Below are 18,585 nucleotides of genomic sequence, written 5' to 3' on the forward strand. Positions count from 1 at the left end.
AGAAGCATTAATATTTATCGTGGATATAGGTCATAATCCTTGCCATTTCTTTTCTCACCTCAATCGTTGGTACAACAAAATTGTTATTCATAAATGAGAAGATATAGGTTTTACCCCTTTTTGTAATTACATAACCACTCTGATTGTGTACTCCGGAAAGTGTCCCTGTTTTCCCAAAAATAAATGGTTGATTCGTCTTTGGGTAAGCATTCCTTAACGTACCACTCTCACCTCCTGCAGGAAGCAGATCATACAGTCTTTCTGGATTATTTACCTCTGTATAAATCAGCTCTAACACCTTAACCATATCTCTGGGTGTAAACAAATTGTATCGTGAAAGACCAGAACCATCTACCCAGACTGGCTTATCCGGAAGCTCTGATAAATAACTCTTCAAAACATGATTAATAACCTTATCTGCATTCAACTCTTCACCAAGCTGATTTCCATAGACTAACAACAACTGTTCAGCAATAAAATTATCACTTGGCAACATCAGTTCCTTCAGCACTGAATCTCTCTTTAAATTATAAATTGTTTTTGCATTGAGGGGCATTTTTCTATTGATCACAGTCACCTGTTTATTCAACGTGTCCGACAGCAGAGACAGCGTAATCGGAAGACTAACCTTATAAGGTATTTGCTGCCGGTATCCTTCCTTTACAGAAACATTGGGATATTTAAATTGATTGCCTATAAAATCGCGCGTTACTGAAAAGACATTCTTCTTTGATAACGAATCTGCTTCAAAACAATCTTTAAACAGATCTGGAAAAACCATTGGTTTACCATTCCGGCTCGTCACACTGACCAGATTATCCATGATTGGCAATTCGTTTATTTCAGCCTGATAATAGTCATTATAATCATCCCATTGCCAGCCGCTTCCATAAAAATGACCTGTGTATCTACCAGGAGCATAGAAAATTTTTTTGTTAGAAAGCCTCAAAAAATCAGCAGCCCTAGTCCCTTTCAGCTTACTTTGCAAAAATGAAGGATCTCCTGTTCCCCAAAAGATCAAAGAATCCCCTTCTTCTATATATCTGAGTGAAGGAATCGAATCAGGAATCATTTTTAAACCTGCATAAAAGGTAAAAAGCTTTGTATTGGAGGCAGGAGTAAAGTACTGGTCTGCATGTTGTTCAAACAGCATTTTTCTGGCAGACATATCGTATAATGCAAAGCCCACATAATACTGCTTCAACACTTCTGAACGTGTAAAAGCTTTTTTTAAACTCTTTGAAACCTGTCTTTCGGTAGAACAACTTATTAAAAAAATAAGTCCGAATACAGCAAGATATTTACTTGCAGATCTAATCATACTGCTACTAATTTATTAATTTAGTTTAATGAAATTGTTAATGTGCAACATTAATTTTAATAAACTCAGGGTGTATGTATGTCTCCTGATGATACAAATTTGCACAGTCTTAATCGCCAAAGGCCAGCAGTTTCATTTCAAAGGAGATAAAAATAAAGACGCGATCTCGTTTGTCCTGGTTAAAAACCTGATTATAGTCCCCCTTTATATTAACAATAAAGGCCCTTTCAATTTTATTCTAGATACTGGTGTAGGCCCTCTGATCATCACAGACCCTACTTTAATTGACAGCATTGGCATTAAAATATCCAGATCCATCAAAATCTCCGGGCTAGGTAAAGGCAATGAAATTGATGCGTATGTTTCAAATGATGTCTCTGCTCAAATAGGAAAAGCTACCATTAATAACATCCCTACAGCGATCCTTAAAAAGGATATATTTGGACTCTCCAATTATATCGGCATGAAAATTTATGGCCTATTAGGCTATTATTTCTTTAATAGCTTTATCGTTGAAATAAAATACACTTCAAAGAGATTGCTATTCAAAAACCCAGTTGCTGGTGGAAAAAATAAAGGAGAAAGAATCCCAATTGAACTCATTGGAAATAAGCCCTATATAAACATAAGTATTGAAAGTCCTGATTATGGAGAAATAAGCATAAAAACATTAGTTGACAACGGCGCCAGTCATGCAATTTCATTGGAGAGATTAAACGAGAAACCATTCCCCGTTCCCACAAATGCAATAAAAGCGAACCTGGGGGTTGGTATGAGCGGCCCCATTGATGGAAGCGTCGGGCGTTTATCCTCCTTAAAAATCGGGAGTTTTAAACTAAAAAACGTGTTGGCATCTTATCCGGTATATGATGACGTTGCTGCAAAGATCTTACTTAAGGATAGAAATGGCAATCTGGGTGCGGATGTGTTAAGCCGCTTCAACATTATATTGGATTATGGGAACAAGTCTATGTATCTAAGGAAAGGCAGACAATTTAACCGCCCTTTTGAACATGATATGTCGGGATTAGAAGTGTATGCCCAGGAAAACAAATCTTTGCATTACTTTGTAAGTAGAATAGAGCCGGGTTCACCAGCTGAAATCGCAGGTGTAATGGTTGATGATGAGATCGTTTCCATTAATTTCGTCCCTGTTGCCAGTTATAAATTAAACGAAATAAATACCCTTTTTAAATCTGCTGACGGCAAAAACATCATTCTCACTATCTATAGAAACAATGAATTAATTATCAGGGTGTTTAAGCTTAAACAAAGAATTTAAAGGATTGTTATACCTTTGCCTTAAACGAATACCTTTACCATTACATGACGAAATCCGGCACCTTAACTATCGCAGCAGGCATTTTACTGTTGATCAGCAGTTGTACCAGTAATTCTAAAGAGCCTTCGAAATTCAGAGGGCGCATATCTTTTGACTCTATTATGGGGATAAAATTTTATGAGGTAAAACGTCGGTTTAGTACCGGCCTTTCTTTTAATGAATTAGGGTTTCAGCAAGAACCTACCTGGATTATTCAGTTTAAAGACCCCGATACAATACAAGCTTATAGCCCACAGAAAAAGCGTATGCAGAGCTTTTATTTCCATTATGATCATGGCGATGTGTACAATTTTGCCAAGGAATGGTTCAGAATAAAAAAAATCAGTAAAGACAGCCTGGTATTTCAAAGGCTCCATTTAACAGGACGGGAAATATCAAAAGACATTCGCTCGGATGTAAACATTACCTGGTACTCAGAAAATTACATTAATAATGTACTTAAAACAACAGTAGGAGAATTACAAAAACCAACTAAGGCCGATACACTATACATAAAAGAACTTTCAGAAAAGTCTAACAGAAACCCAAACAATCTTGATAGTGCCTTTGCGGGCCGACAACCAGTCCGGTTTATCCCGCTAAGCGACATGATCAGCGTAAAGAAAATCAGCAGTGTTGATAAATTGAATGGCAAAACAGAATCATACGACTATCTCTTCCCTAAATATCGCATTGACATCGTAAAAGCTTATGATGATTTCGGTTACGAATTCTCTGCAGTTGTAGATGAAAAAGGAAAGATATATCTGGGTAAATTCAGGGTAAATCAACCTGAAAATTATGAGCCCAGAAAGAAAACTCTGGAGGCCATAATTAACGTTTACCTGCAAAATCTTTTAAAAACAATTCCGGGTGAAACCCTTGGAATTCAGCACTCAAGCGAAATTAATCTGATCGTTACAGGCCGTAAAAATAAAGCTTAACATCACATTATTTTTTATATTTATCAAAAAATGAAGCGTTTGCACATTATAAAAAAATAATATGTACCTTGCACACTTAATTTTTAATAAATAATACAATGCAAGAAGGAACAGTAAAATTTTTTAATGTAACTAAAGGTTTCGGATTTATTATCCCTGCAAACGGTGATAGCGAAATCTTTGTACATTCAACAGGCCTTATCGACGAAATTCGTGAAAACGATAAAGTTGAGTATGACGTAGAAAGCGGCAAAAAAGGGTTGAATGCGATTAATGTTAAAGTAATCTAGATTATTAAAAACATAAATTGTACAGCATCGCGGATAACCCGCGATGCTTTTTTGTTTTATATGCTTTTATTTACGGCTTTTAATAAGCTCTAAAAGCATTTCAGGTTCATTAGTAGTAATAAACTCAACTTTATTGTCTAATAGCCATTTCATATCAGCGGCATCATTTACAGTCCATGCGTTTATTGTTAATCCTAATTCTTTTGCCTTAGCAAACCATTCCCCTTTTTTATAAACGGAATAATGGTAATCAGCACCATAAAAACCATCTTGCTTTAGTTTCTCTAAAGATACGTTTCCAGCCAGATAAGATACATTTGCTTCTGGATCCAGCTGTTTTACCTGCTGCAGAATCTGATAGCTGAAGCTAATGTAATCAACCCAGGGACGAGCTTTAAGCTTATGTACCATTGCCACAACTTTAGCTGTTAAAACCTTATCATATTCTGCCCCGGATTTAGATGGTTTAATTTCCAGAATCAATCTGGTCGTTTTTTGTTTCAATCCTGTCTTCAAATAATTTTCTAAAGTAGGAATATACTCTCCATTTGAAAGTTTTTTTGCCTGCAATTCTTTGTAAGTAGATTTTTCAATATGAATACCTAAAAAGTCATGATCATGGTTTACGACCAAAACGCCATCAGCAGTCATATGTACGTCAAACTCAGAACCATGGCAACCAATACGAACCGCCTCGTTTAATGCAGCAATGGAGTTCTCAGGAAGTGATTTTGCTTTAAAAGCACCCCTGTGTGCAATCACTTCATTTTTGCTCCAGGTATTAATTGTTTTCATTTTTTTTTGCGCAAAAGCGCCATTTAGTCCTATTGAAGTAAGGATGAGTCCAAATAATAAATGTTTCATGTGCGTGTTTTTTTTACTAAAATATCATTTAATAAATAATAATCCAGCTTTCATAAAGTTAATAAATCGATAAACATTAATTAAAACATAGATTATATCTCTATTTTTATCAAAAAACTGCCTTGAGCAAAGCTATAGGAAAAAATAAATGAGCAGTAACTACGAACTTTTAGTTTCTAAAATTAACGAGTTTACACAAAAGTTTTACCTCAATAAACTTTTACGTGGGAGCATTTATGCCCTGGCATTACTATTAGCCCTGTATCTGCTCATATTTGTGTTAGTCTACTATTTCCAGCCCGGAGCAATAATAAAAACCAGTTTGTTTTTTGGATCATTGGCCCTGGCGGCATTCATTATCTCTTTTCTGGTCCTTAAACCTGCATTAGCTTATTTCAAACTCAGCAAAAACCTAAGTATAGAAGAAGCTTCTGCTATCATTGGCAATCACTTTTTTAATGTAAAAGACAAACTGCTAAACACTTTGCAACTGAAAGCTATGGCAGATGAATCCCCTGGCAACAGTCTGCTCATTCTCGCAGGCCTGGACCAGAAAATAGCAGAACTCAACCCAATCCCATTTTCAAGTGCCATAAAGTTGACAGAAAACAAGAAATACATCAAGTATTTTCTCGCTCCGGCAACCATAATATTATTGATTGCAATCATTGCCCCGGTCATTTTAAAAGAAGGAACAAGCAGCTTTGTACAGTATAATAAACAAATTTTACCTAAAGCGCCGTTCGATTTCCAATTGCTAACAAATAAGCTTGTGGTAGCACAAGGGGATGATATCGCTTTAAAATTAAAGCTAAACGGCAATGAAATCCCACAGGAAGTGTATGTTAATGATGGGGCTAATACCTACAAGCTGGAAAAAGAGAGCACAACCAGATTTAATTATACATTTAAAAACCTGCAAAAAAATCACAAAATAATGTTCCAGGCAGGAGGCTTTAATTCTCCCCCTTTTACAATTGAAGTAAAACCTCGTCCTTCAGTTATTAATATTACTGCAGATTTGGCCTACCCGGCGTATCTTAATAAAAAAAATGAAAGTATTAAAAATGCAGGAGATCTGTTAATCCCTGAAGGAACCCGTGTAAGCTGGAAAATGGAAACCAAAAACAGCAATCGGCTGAATTTTAACATTGGCAATAAAAAACTGATCTTAACTGCTTTAAACAATTCGTTTTCTTATAGTGGTACAATAAGGGAAAGCGCCAGATACGGTATCATTCCTCAAAATCAATTTGTTAATAACAGAGACTCCCTTAATCATCAGATTAATGTGATTAAAGATGATTTCCCAAGAATTACAGTAACCGAAACACCTGATTCTTTAAGCGGTAAAGCACGATATTTTACTGGAAACATTACAGACGACCATGGATTTACTTCACTAAAATTCAAATATATCATCAAAGAAAATAACAAAATAAAGATGACGGTAAGTAAAGCTATCCCGGTAAAAAAGAACAGGCAAGAAGGTGCTTTCTTTTTTCTATGGGATCTGAATGACCCGCTGATCAAACCAGGTCAAAGCCTGGAGTACTATTTTGAAGTTTCCGATAATGATGCCATAAACGGCCCAAAAACTACAAAATCAGATCTTAAGGTATATGAAATTCCAGGCTCTGGAAAAATAGCTGAAAAAATAAACGAAAACAGCCTGGCACTAAAGCAAAAAATGGAAAAAACCATTAAACTGGCTGGACAGGTTGAGAAGGAAAGTAAAAAACTAGGAGAAACATTATTAGATAAAAAAGAGATTTCTTTTGATGACAAAAAACAGATTGAGCAATTGCTGGAGAAGCAAAAACAATTAGAACAAGCTGTGAAAGAGATCAATGATCTGAACAAAAAAAATACAGTCGAAAAAGAAGAAAACAACCTGATTAAACAAGAGCTTGCAGACAAACAAAAGCAGATCGATGATCTGTTTAAAAATGTGTTGGACGAAAAAACCAAAGCATTGCTGGAAAAATTGCAAAATCTGATGGACCAGAACAATAAGGATCAGACAAGACAGGAATTGTCTAAAATGCAAATGGATAATAAATCGCTAAAGAATGAGCTTGATCGCATTTTAGAATTATATAAACAGTTAGAGTTTGAACAAAACCTGCAGAATAATATAGATCGGTTAAATGACCTTGCCAAACAGCAAAAGGATCTGGCAAAGCAGAGCTTAGAAAAGAACTCAGCTCCTGATGATTTAAAATCGAAACAAAAAGAGCTGTCGAAATCACTTAATGAAATTCAAAAGGAACTTAAAAAACTTGATGAAAAAAACCAGGAGTTAGACCGCCCCAATTCTTTTAGTGCTCCTGAAAAAGAAATGAATGATATCGCTCAGGAACAGAAAAATAGTGAAGAACAACTCGATAAAAAAGACAGAAAAAAAGCAGCTGAAAGTCAGCAAAAAGCAGCTGAAAAAATGGAACAGCAAGCAGAAAAATTGAAAAAAATGCAGGACGACTCTGCAGAAATGGAAAACAATCTGAATGCACAGGAATTACGCAGATTACTGGAGAATCTTCTAAAAACCTCGTTTGACCAGGAAAAAGTAATGCTCAACTTAAGACGACTGAATAGCTCCGATCCACAGTATACCAGCAATGTCCAGAAGCAAAGGGAAATAAAAGACAATATGAAAGTGATTGCAGATAGTCTTTATTCTTTAAGCAAACGTGTTCCTCAAATAGAAAGTACGGTAAATGAGGAGATGCAAAAAATCAACTTTAACATCGACAAAAGTTTAGAAAATCTGGGTGAAAGAAATACTTCCGGAGCAAATAAAAACCAACAGTATACCATGACCTCTGTAAATAATCTCTCATTGATGCTTAGTGAAGCGCTCAATCAGTTACAGGACATGATGAAAAACAGTAAAAGCGGCGGCAAGGGAAAAAAGAAGCAAAGCATGAAGCAATTGCAGCAAATGCAGCAACAACTGAACAATAATATGCAAAAAGCCCGGGAACAGATGCAAAAAAATGGCAACAAAGGAACTGTGCCAAAAGGTACAATGAGCGAGGAGTTTGCAAAAATGGCTCAGCAGCAGCAGATGATCCGTGAAGCACTACAAAAAATAAATAGAGAAGAAAATAAAGATGGAAAAGGTGGGTTGGGTAACCTCAATCAGATGATCCAGGATATGAAAGCCACCGAAGCGGAGCTAGTTAATAAAAGACTGGAACAGCAAACAATGAATCGTCAAAAAGAATTGCTGACCAAACTATTAGAAGCTGAAAATGCCATGCGGGAACAGGATCAAGATGCAAAAAGAGAAAGTAAAGCAGGAAAAGACTTTCCACCATCCTATCAGAAAATGCTGGAAAAATTTAAATCCAATGAAAAGAATGAAACAGAATGGTTGCAAAAATTACCACCAAACCTAAACCATTATTACAAAAATAAAATCACCGAATATTTTAAATTGCTAAATTCGGGGCAATAATTTACATCTGATGAGCAAAGCAAGTATTAATTTCTTTAATGAAGAAACCAATTATCTCCTAAAAAATAAAAGAGCAATCAAAGATTGGGTAGCTTCAGCAATTGCTGAAGAAGGATATATTTTACAGGAGCTAAACTTCATTCTTTGTTCAGACGAGTATTTACTGCGTATAAACCAGGAATACCTTGATCATGACACTTATACCGACGTTATAACTTTTGATAACTCTGAGGTGCTTAAAACCATTGTGGGGGATATATTTATCAGCATTGAGCGAATAAAAGAAAATGCTGATACCTTTAAACATACCGTTACTCAGGAATTATGCAGGGTTATTATCCATGGCACACTTCATCTTCTTGGATACAGAGATAAAAGCAAAGCAGAAAAGTTAAAGATGACCGAAAAGGAAGATTACTATCTCGAACTTTTATTGAAATATTAAGAAGCCGAGATTAAGAACAAAGACCGGAGCTCTAAAAAAGACAGAGAAGGATCACGTGCGAAAGTATAAGCATCCCTAAATTAATTTCCAATAAAAACCGCAGGTTTTTTAAGGATTTCAGCAACTAAAAAAATCTTTCAATTTTAAAAAACACGCAAGCTCATACTTGTTGTTTTTAGCCGTTTTAACGCAATCACATCGTTTTATGACAAAGACACTGGACTACGCTGGGTTCTTTACTCAGACACCTTCTAATAAAGCCGTTTTTCGGCCCAAATTACCTCCAAAATCGGGGTTGGAAATCTTCTGCATTAAACATAACATTTCTGTTACATTCATTCAGTGAGTTTTTTAAAAATTTTCCAGATCTGCAAAAAGAGCCATATCATTTTAGGTTGCACGCTGCTTAGATATAGTTAAAAATGCAGACAAATTAAACACAATTACTCCGAGGGATAAAATAATGAAATTCACATATCGTAGATTCAAAAGTACCGGATATATACCACAAATAATTATTGCTTACTTTTGTGGTAATTTCTTATCATAATATCGTTAAACACAGACTTTGAGCACACTTATTGCAGCCGAAAACTTAGGCCACGCCTATCACGATGAATGGCTATTCAAAAACTTAACACTGGGCATCCAAACCGGGCAACGCGTAGCGTTGGTAGGTATTAACGGAGCCGGAAAAAGCACCTTATTAAAACTTCTTGCCGAAAGGTTTACTCCTCTGGAAGGAAAAATTGTAAAGAATAAATCTGTTAAAATAGGTTTTCTAGATCAGGAACCTAGTTTTCCAGACGGTTATTCCATTAGTGATTTCATCTTTTCACTGGAAAATAAACAACAACAGCTGATTAAAGAATATGAGGAATTAATTGAAGACCCTAACCCTGATGAGAAAAAATTAAACCGCTTGTATGAAGAACTTAGCGAACATAACGCCTGGGAATATGAGCATGAAATAAAAACTATTCTGAGCAGGATGGGTATCACTCATTTACAACAAAAGATATCTACCCTATCTGGCGGACAAAAGAAGCGTCTGGCATTAGCTAAACTACTGATCGAAGATCCTGAAATCTATGTATTGGATGAGCCGACCAACCATTTAGATATTGATACCATAGAATGGCTGGAGAAACTGTTGACCTCAGGTAACAAAACCATATTGCTGGTTACTCATGATCGTTACTTTCTGGACAATGTATGTAATACTATCGTAGAGCTTGACAGAGGCAAGATTTACAATTATAATGGAAACTATGCTTACTTCCTGGAAAAGAAATCAGAAAGAGAAGCTGCTGACGAAAGTACATTCCAGAAAAATAAAAACTTACTTAAAAAGGAGTTGGAATGGATGAGAAGGATGCCTGCAGCGCGTACAACAAAATCACAATCCAGAATTGATGCCTTTTATGATCTAGACGCAAAAACAAAGCAAAGATCTGACAATCAAAAGGTTACTTTAAATGTAAAGATGTCCAGGCAAGGAAATAAAATCCTTGAACTAGATCATATCGGACAATCTTTTGATGGTAAAAAGATCATTAATGATTTCAGTTATACATTTAAACGTGCAGATCGTATTGGTTTAGCCGGCAAAAATGGAACAGGTAAATCTACTTTGCTAAATATCATAACCGGATTTTTATCACCAGAAAAAGGAAAGGTAAGCACAGGCGAAACCACAGTATATGGATATTACAAACAGGGCGGTTTAGCTTTCAATGAAAAAGAACGCGTAATTGATATTGTAAAATCGGATGCCGAGTATATAAAAATGGCAGATGGCCAGACGATATCTGCTTCACAACTTTTAACCTTATTCTTATTCCCTCCTAAAAAACAACATGGGATGGTTGAGAAATTAAGTGGTGGTGAAAAGAAACGTTTACACCTGATGAAAGTTTTGATGCAAAATCCAAACTTTCTGATTCTGGATGAGCCAACCAATGATTTAGATATTGATACACTAAATGTGTTAGAAGAATTCCTTGAAAATTTTCCTGGTGTCCTGATTTTAGTTTCTCACGATAGATATTTACTTGATAAAATGAGTGAGCAATTATTTATCATGGAAGGGAATGGTGATGTAGCAATTTACAATGGAAACTATTCAGAGTATAGAATTAGTTTGGATACGGCAAAAGAAAAACCTGAACAAAAACCAAAACAAAATTCTACTCCTTCTACCACTGTTGCCCCGGTAAAAAAATTGAGTTATAAAGAGCAGCAAGAAATCATTGAACTGGAATCAAGAATCTCTGAAGTTGAAAATCAAATTAAAGATTTAACATTATCTCTTTCAAATATTGATAGTGCAAATTATATAGAGCTTCAAAATAAAACAGAAGAAATAGAAAAATTAAATACCGAACTGGAACAAATAACAGAGCGTTGGCTGACCCTTTCGGAACAATAGTAATAACTAATATTCCTGATCGTTTAAAGAATAAAAACTAATAAAATAATTTTAGAAAATCAAATGTTCCACGTGGAACGGACCTTAAATTTCAAGCATAGACTCTATACGTTCCACGTGAAACACTTAAAATAAAAAAACGAAATGTTTAAAGAATATGATGTAATCGTAGTAGGCGCAGGCCACGCAGGTTGTGAGGCAGCGGCAGCAGCGGCTAACCTTGGTTCTTCCGTCCTACTCATCACAATGAACATGGAAACCATTGCGCAAATGAGTTGCAACCCAGCAATGGGCGGAGTCGCAAAAGGTCAGATTGTACGTGAAATAGATGCCATGGGTGGTTACTCCGGTATTATAAGTGATAAAACTACATTGCAATTTAGAATGCTCAACCTATCTAAAGGTCCTGCAATGTGGAGTCCAAGAGCGCAAAATGACAGGAAAAGATTTGCGGAAGAATGGAGACTTGCACTAGAGCGTACACCTAATGTAGACTTCTGGCAAGACATGGTGAGTAGTCTGATTATTAAAAATAATACTGTTGTTGGTGTTAAAACTTCAATTGGTGTTGAGATAAAAGCAAAGAGTGTTGTATTAACAAATGGCACCTTCCTTAATGGATTAATCCATATCGGAGAAAAGAAATTTGGTGGTGGCAGAACAGGTGAAAAAGCTGCAACCGGTTTAACTGAACAACTTACAGAACTAGGCTTCGAGGCAGGCAGAATGAAGACCGGTACCCCACCCCGTATTGATGGCCGCTCATTAAATTATTCTGTGATGGAAGAGCAATGGGGTGATGAAAATCCAAGCAGGTTTTCTTATACAAACGTAGCTCGCCCAACCGAACAACGTTGCTGCTGGATTACTTATACCAATGCAAAAGTACATGAAACTTTAAAAGAAGGATTTGAAAAATCTCCTATGTTTACTGGTCGTATAAAAGGACTTGGTCCCAGGTATTGTCCATCAATAGAAGACAAAATTAATCGATTTGCAGAACGCGAAAGACACCAGATATTTGTTGAACCAGAAGGCTGGAATACTTGCGAAATCTATGTTAATGGTTTTTCTACATCACTGCCTGAAGATGTACAATACCGTGCATTGATTCAGATACCAGGATTCGAAAATGCCAGGATGTTCAGACCTGGATATGCTATAGAATATGACTTTTTCCCACCTACACAGCTACAATTAACCCTTGAAACCAAATTAATCAGTAATCTATACTTTGCAGGTCAGATAAACGGCACTACAGGATACGAAGAAGCTGCTAGTCAGGGTTTTATAGCAGGAATCAATGCTCATCAGAAAATAAATGACAATCATGAGCTGATCCTGAAAAGATCGGAATCTTATATAGGTGTTTTAATAGATGACCTTGTTACAAAAGGTACAGAGGAACCTTATAGGATGTTTACTTCAAGAGCTGAACATCGTTTATTGTTACGTCAGGATAATGCTGATATCAGGCTATCCCCTATTGCACATTCCTTAGGATTAATCAATGACGAACGCATGGAAATTGTCAATAAAAAAATTGAAAACTCTGATGCAATTGTTGCCTTTGCCAAAAAACAAAGTGTAGATATGAGTATAGCCAATGACATGCTGGAAAGTCTCGGCACTACTCCTTTAAATCAAAATGTGAAAATAATCAGCTTACTGGGCAGACCACAAGTAGGTATAAATGATGTAAGAAAAGTAAGTACTGCTTTAGATAATCTGCTTCAGGATTTCGATAAAGAAACTATTGAACAAGCGGAAATCAAAATAAAATATGAAAGCTATTTTGAGAAAGAGCAGGAAATTATAAACAAAATGCAAAAGATGGAAGATAAAGACATCAATCCAGATTTTGATTATTCACAATTGGTATCTTTATCAAAAGAAGCCCGCGAGAAATTATTAAAAATAAAACCAAGAACTTTGGGTCAGGCTTCCAGAATTTCTGGTGTTACTCCATCTGATATATCAGTTTTAATGGTTCATATCAGCAGATAATAGATAAAAATAAGTAATAATCACATAAACGGTTGATTTATAGTTAATTAAATAAAAATTAGATATCTTTAAAACAGGCTTCAATATATGCGATATAAGGAAGTTTTAGAAACTCTGAATGATATTCATCAAAAACATAATAAAATTAAATACAGCGCAGATAAATGGCTAAAAAACGAATTATAGAAAACTTAAGGAATTTTATTACCCTTTTTTCGATAAGCATAGTATTTTATGCTTGTGCCAGTATTCAGCAACCCCAGGGAGGGCCTAGAGATACTGAACCTCCCAAGGTTTTGAAAATCACACCAAAAGATCTTAGCGTAAATTTTACCTCTACTAAAATTGTAGTAGAATTTGATGAGTATTTTAAAATCCAAAATGAATTCAAAGAGTTTAGTGTATCTCCTGAAATGGAGCGCCCTCCTATTTTAAAAACAAAAGGAAAAAAACTCGAAATAAGTATTCAGGATACTCTGGAAAAAAATACAACATACACACTCAATTTTGGTAAAGCCATAGTGGATGTAAATGAAAGTAATGTAGTTAAAAACTTTACTTATGTATTTTCAACGGGGCCACAACTTGATTCGCTAAGTATAAAAGGACAGGTAATCAATTCAGTTACAGGATTACCCGAATTAGATGCTGTTGTATTTATATTTCCATTAAACAGAGATACCCTTTTTGGAAAACAAAAACCATCAATCTTTACTACAACTGATAGCAGTGGTAATTATTCATTAAATAACCTTAGAAAGGATACTTATAAGATATATGCACTTAAGGAAAAGAATGGAGATCGTATCTATCAGCAAGCTTCAGATGAAATAGCTTTTATTAAAGATTCAATAGTACTTGATTCTGTTAAATCAAATGTTAATCTTGCCCTTTTTAAAGAAGATGCAAGCACATTCAGAATCGTTGACAGAAGACTTAATGCCGATGGAAGTATCAGTTTATCCTTTAACCAAAAACTCAAAAAACCTGAGGTAGTAGTTACCGACCCACCAAATTTAGATGCTGCAAAACTGATAAAATTCAGCAAAAACAATGATTCATTAAAGGTCTGGCTCAAGGATCTGAGCTTTGATTCAACTAAAGTTGCTATTAAAGAGGATGGTAAAGTATTACAAACTGCTAATTTTACCAGGGGCAAAAAAGAAACTTATACAAGGGTATTAAGTGCAACTGATAATATAGAAGGGCGATTATTAAACCCTAATAAACCGTTAAAACTGAGCTTCAATTTCCCGATTGAAAGTACAGATATAACAAAAATAACGCTATTGGAAGACTCCATTGATCGAAAAAACTTTACGCTGGTAAAAGATACATCAGACTTCCTTTCTTATTATTTAACATATCCGTGGAAACCAAAAAAGACCTATGATATTAAATTCGCAGATGGCGCATTCACAGCTATTTTTAATACTAAAAACAAAGAATTTAATAAAACATTCACATTAGCGAGCAAGGATGATTACGGAACACTTATCGTTAAAATTGTTCCACCAGAACCCAATAAAAGTTATATTCTTGAAGTACTTAATGAGGCTAAAGGTGTAGTAAATACCTTGATAGTGAAAAAGGATACCACTGTTCGGTTTGCCAACTATAAAGCAGCAAAATACTGGCTTAGAATAAGCTATGATACCAACAAAAATGGTAAATGGGATACTGGTAATGTAACCCTTGGTCTGCAGCCAGAAAAGATATGGAATGAACCTAAAGAGCTTTCTATCAGAGCCAACTGGGAACGAAATGAAACGGTAACTATTCCTAAGGAATAATTACCTGAACCAGTCTGAATACATCATATAATTATCTGGTAGCTTATTCAATAAAGCCCGTTGCTCTTCAGTAATGGGCTTTATTTTTTTTGCTGGAGTTCCTGCATAAATAAATCCACTTTCACAACGTGTATTCTCTAAAACTACTGAGCCAGCTGCTATGATACAATACTCATCAACCAGTGCATTATCCATAATAATAGCTCCCATTCCAACCAGAATATGATCTTTAAGTATACAACCATGTACTATAGCATTATGACCTATAGACACCCTGTTTCCTATAATTGTAGAGGCTTTAAGGTACGTAGCATGAATTACAGCACCGTCTTGTATATTGGTTTCATTTCCAATAGTAATACTATTTACATCGCCCCTGATTACAGCATTAAACCATACTGAGCAATTATTCCCCATCAAAACATCACCAACAATTGTAGCATTTGGTGCTATAAAACAATCACTTCCCCATTTGGGATTCTTATCCTTAACCGGTAATATCAACGCCATATCTTAAAAAATTGTATCTGTTAATTGTGAAGAATGTTCCGGATAATCTGTTGTATAATGTAATCCTCTGCTTTCTTTCCTAACCATTGCTGCTTTTATCACTAAAAAAGCCACCTGTATCACATTACGAAGCTCACAAAGCTTAACAGAAACCTTATTTTTCTTATAAAATTCCTCTGTTTCTCCATGAAGTAAAGCTAACCTGCGCATAGCCCTTTCCAATCTGAAATCTGAACGAACAATACCTACATAATCGCTCATTAATTTTTGCGTTTCACGCAAATTATGCGTTACCAGAATATCCTCATCTGACTGCGTAACACCATTTGCATTCCAGTCAGGAATATCATTAGGTATGATATTATTTTTAAATACTTTAATTGCATCTTCATATATACGATGTGCAAATACAGGAGCTTCAAGAAGTGAATTTGAAGCTAATCTATTTGCTCCATGAAGACCGGTAGAGGAACATTCACCGCAAGCATAAAGGTTCTTTATAGATGATCTACCATGCTCATCAACCATAATTCCCCCACACATATAATGCGCTGCAGGCGTAACTGGTATTAAATCCTTAGTCATATCAATACCAATTGATAAGCATTTAGCATATATATTAGGGAAATGCGCTAAAATATCTGATTTCCTGCGGTTCCTTATATCCAGATAAACAAAGTCCTCACCTGATTTCTTCATTTCAGCATCAATTGCACGAGCTACAATATCACGTGGCGCTAACGAACCACGTTTATCATATTCATACATAAATTCATCACCATTTTTCCTCCTCAGTACACCTCCAAAACCTCTCACAGCTTCAGAAATTAAGAATGCAGGGTACTCTCCAGGGTTATATAAAGCCGTTGGATGGAACTGAATGAACTCCATATTTCTTACTTTTCCTTTCGCACGATAAACCATCGCCATCCCATCACCAGTAGCAATTACAGGATTAGTAGTACTAGAATATACATGACCAGCACCACCAGAGGCCATGATAGTCACACGTGCTAAGATCTTTTCCACATCGTTAAGCTCTGTATTAAAAGCATATATGCCATAACAGTTGATATCTTCAGAACTCTTATCCACATGCTGCCCCATATGATGTTGCGTAATTAACTCCAGACAAAAGTAATGTGTTAATATCTCTATGTTCTTATTCTGATGAATCTGCCTTAATAAAACACTCTCAATTTCGTATCCGGTAACATCTTTATAGTGTAATACCCTATGTTCAGAATGCCCTCCTTCTTTAGCCAGATCATATACTCCTGTACCATTTTTATCGAAGTTAATCCCATATTCTATAATCTCTTCTATACGCTGAGGTCCCTCTTTTACAACTATTTCCACTATCTTCTCATCACACAAACCATCACCCGCAATCAATGTATCTTCTATATGCTTTTCAAATGAATCATCTTTATCAACAACAACTGCTACCCCACCCTGAGCATATTTTGTATTAGACTCGTCCTCATTTGATTTAGTAACAATTAAAACTTTACCATGCTGAGCTGCTTTTAAAGCGAAACTAAGACCGGCAATACCTGATCCAATAACCAAAAAATCTACTTCTCTCATTCTTATACTATTGTATTTCAATTTATTATAAGGAATCTATATACCTTTTCAAATCTCTATATCTACTCTAAAATCAGTAAAATCAACCCTATAATTCATATTTGTTAACAACGTTGATATTAATGTTGATTACTTGTCTATAGAAACAGAACAAATATATTTGAATGTTTAAAGCTAAGCTAAAAACATAATTTGCCACAATATTTCAACTACTTTTCGTCATGATCCTTTAGTTTATTAACGTTTTACACACAAACTAACAATAAACATATTCATATTGATAAAAAAATGATCGTATAAATATCTCATTGAAAATCAGCGGATATTTTAAAAGAAAATGTAATCTAAATGTTAGTAAATTGCTAATAACTCAATTATCAGCATAAAAAAATGATATTTACAAACAATATCAACAGACTAATAAACAATAGAAATCTATTTATATTAAAATAATTATAATTTATTGAAGTGTTTAAACTCCGTACCTTTACAAAATCAGAAAAAAACTTTTTTTGTTTTAAAATTGAAAACTGAAACGTTGATAAACTGAAATAGAATGTGGAGTAGACATTAAAAAATTGAATATTATATCAAGATAAAATGGACACCTTAGCCGAATTAAATAGAAAAGGATATATCGAAGAGCATATTGATCCAACATTGGATCTCTTTGATGAGATTGAGAAACTAAAAAAGGAAAAAAATGCTATTATCCTGGCGCATTATTATCAGGAACCTGATATACAGGATATTGCAGATTATATTGGAGACAGTTTAGGGCTTTCTCAGGAAGCAGCTAAAACAGAAGCTGACGTAATTGTTTTTGCTGGAGTACATTTTATGGCTGAAACTGCTAAAATACTTTCTCCAGAAAAAAAGGTTCTATTACCAGATTTAAAAGCTGGATGTTCATTAGCTGATAGCTGTCCACCGCATTTATTCAAGAAATTTAAAGAAAAATATCCAGATCACCTGGTAATCACCTATGTGAACTGTACAGCTGAATTAAAAGCGTTGAGTGATATCGTTTGTACCTCCACAAATGCTGTTCAGATTGTAGAAAGTTTACCAAAAGATCAAAAAATTATTTTTGGTCCGGATAAAAATTTAGGTGCCTGGGTTGCAAAAAAGACAGGCAGAGATTTAGTTTTGTGGAATGGTGCCTGTATGGTTCACGAAATTTTCTCAAGAGAAAAAATTACTAAGTTAAAGGAACGTCATCCTAATGCTAAGTTTATTGCGCATCCGGAATGTGAGGAATCTGTATTACAAATGGCTGATTACATCGGCTCAACTACAGGATTATTAAAATATTCTATCAATAATGATGCTCAGGAATTCATTGTAGCAACAGAAAGTGGAATCATTCACCAAATGGAGAAAGCTAATCCACTCAAAACTTTCATTCCTGCACCTCCAAACAACAGTTGTGCCTGCAATGATTGTCCATATATGAAAAGAAATACACTTGAAAAGCTGTATTTATGTATAAAAAATGGTTTGCCAGAAGTAACAGTGCCTTCAGATATCATTGTACAGGCACGTAAACCAATTGAAAGAATGTTAGAAATATCTGCTAGTTTGGGCTTATAAACTATGTGGATAA

At 35.1% G+C, this 18,585-nt stretch carries 13 protein-coding genes; 9 read left to right on the forward strand and 4 right to left on the reverse strand.

Going from position 1 to position 18,585, the window contains the following annotated elements; genetic code table 11:
• Positions 1 to 7: 7 nt before the first annotated feature.
• Entirely contained in the window at positions 8 to 1,321 is a 1,314-nt protein-coding gene (locus ABDJ41_RS00580; RefSeq protein ID WP_349783786.1) for a D-alanyl-D-alanine carboxypeptidase/D-alanyl-D-alanine-endopeptidase, read from the reverse strand.
• Between the two features lie 88 nt (positions 1,322 to 1,409).
• On the opposite strand from ABDJ41_RS00580, the gene ABDJ41_RS00585 reads away from it, so the two are divergent.
• From ABDJ41_RS00585 to ABDJ41_RS00595, 3 genes are all read left to right on the forward strand, one after another.
• On the forward strand, positions 1,410 to 2,603 hold the full coding sequence (locus tag ABDJ41_RS00585; protein WP_349783787.1) for an aspartyl protease family protein: 1,194 nt from the start codon (positions 1,410 to 1,412) through the stop codon (positions 2,601 to 2,603).
• 44 nt (positions 2,604 to 2,647) lie between these two features.
• Complete coding sequence (locus ABDJ41_RS00590) at positions 2,648 to 3,586, forward strand: hypothetical protein (RefSeq protein ID WP_349783788.1); 939 nt, start codon at positions 2,648 to 2,650, stop codon at positions 3,584 to 3,586.
• 98 nt (positions 3,587 to 3,684) lie between these two features.
• Positions 3,685 to 3,876, forward strand: a complete 192-nt coding sequence (locus ABDJ41_RS00595; RefSeq protein ID WP_008241764.1) for a cold-shock protein — start codon at positions 3,685 to 3,687, stop codon at positions 3,874 to 3,876.
• A gap of 66 nt (positions 3,877 to 3,942) precedes the next feature.
• On the opposite strand, the gene ABDJ41_RS00600 is transcribed toward ABDJ41_RS00595, so the two are convergent.
• Positions 3,943 to 4,740, reverse strand: a complete 798-nt coding sequence (locus ABDJ41_RS00600; protein WP_349783789.1) for a glycerophosphodiester phosphodiesterase — start codon at positions 4,738 to 4,740, stop codon at positions 3,943 to 3,945.
• A gap of 148 nt (positions 4,741 to 4,888) precedes the next feature.
• Here ABDJ41_RS00600 and ABDJ41_RS00605 point away from each other — a divergent pair, with 148 nt between their 5' ends.
• The 5 genes from ABDJ41_RS00605 (at position 4,889) to ABDJ41_RS00625 (ending at position 14,879) form a co-directional block, all read left to right on the forward strand.
• Complete coding sequence (locus ABDJ41_RS00605) at positions 4,889 to 8,203, forward strand: hypothetical protein (protein ID WP_349783790.1); 3,315 nt, start codon at positions 4,889 to 4,891, stop codon at positions 8,201 to 8,203.
• A gap of 10 nt (positions 8,204 to 8,213) precedes the next feature.
• On the forward strand, positions 8,214 to 8,648 hold the full coding sequence (gene ybeY / locus ABDJ41_RS00610; protein ID WP_349783791.1) for an rRNA maturation RNase YbeY: 435 nt from the start codon (positions 8,214 to 8,216) through the stop codon (positions 8,646 to 8,648).
• Between the two features lie 568 nt (positions 8,649 to 9,216).
• Positions 9,217 to 11,079, forward strand: a complete 1,863-nt coding sequence (locus tag ABDJ41_RS00615) for an ABC-F family ATP-binding cassette domain-containing protein (protein WP_349783792.1) — start codon at positions 9,217 to 9,219, stop codon at positions 11,077 to 11,079.
• Between the two features lie 144 nt (positions 11,080 to 11,223).
• A complete protein-coding gene (mnmG, locus tag ABDJ41_RS00620; RefSeq protein ID WP_349783793.1) occupies positions 11,224 to 13,086 on the forward strand; it encodes a tRNA uridine-5-carboxymethylaminomethyl(34) synthesis enzyme MnmG in 1,863 nt (620 codons plus the stop codon).
• A 164-nt stretch (positions 13,087 to 13,250) separates the two neighbouring features.
• Positions 13,251 to 14,879, forward strand: coding sequence for an Ig-like domain-containing protein (locus ABDJ41_RS00625; RefSeq protein ID WP_349783794.1), 1,629 nt, complete (start codon positions 13,251 to 13,253; stop codon positions 14,877 to 14,879).
• Here the strand turns inward: ABDJ41_RS00625 and ABDJ41_RS00630 are convergent, their stop codons facing one another.
• Together ABDJ41_RS00630 and nadB are read right to left on the reverse strand one after the other, a co-directional pair.
• Positions 14,880 to 15,389: a gamma carbonic anhydrase family protein gene (locus ABDJ41_RS00630; RefSeq protein WP_349783795.1), complete on the reverse strand. Its 510-nt coding sequence runs from the start codon at positions 15,387 to 15,389 to the stop codon at positions 14,880 to 14,882.
• A 3-nt stretch (positions 15,390 to 15,392) separates the two neighbouring features.
• A complete protein-coding gene (gene nadB, locus ABDJ41_RS00635) occupies positions 15,393 to 16,979 on the reverse strand; it encodes an L-aspartate oxidase (RefSeq protein WP_349783796.1) in 1,587 nt (528 codons plus the stop codon).
• 600 nt (positions 16,980 to 17,579) lie between these two features.
• Here nadB and nadA point away from each other — a divergent pair.
• Positions 17,580 to 18,572, forward strand: a complete 993-nt coding sequence (gene nadA / locus ABDJ41_RS00640; protein WP_349783797.1) for a quinolinate synthase NadA — start codon at positions 17,580 to 17,582, stop codon at positions 18,570 to 18,572.
• Positions 18,573 to 18,585 lie beyond the last annotated feature (13 nt).

It is taken from the genome of Pedobacter sp. ASV1-7 (assembly GCF_040203335.1).
Lineage (GTDB): Bacteria > Bacteroidota > Bacteroidia > Sphingobacteriales > Sphingobacteriaceae > Pedobacter.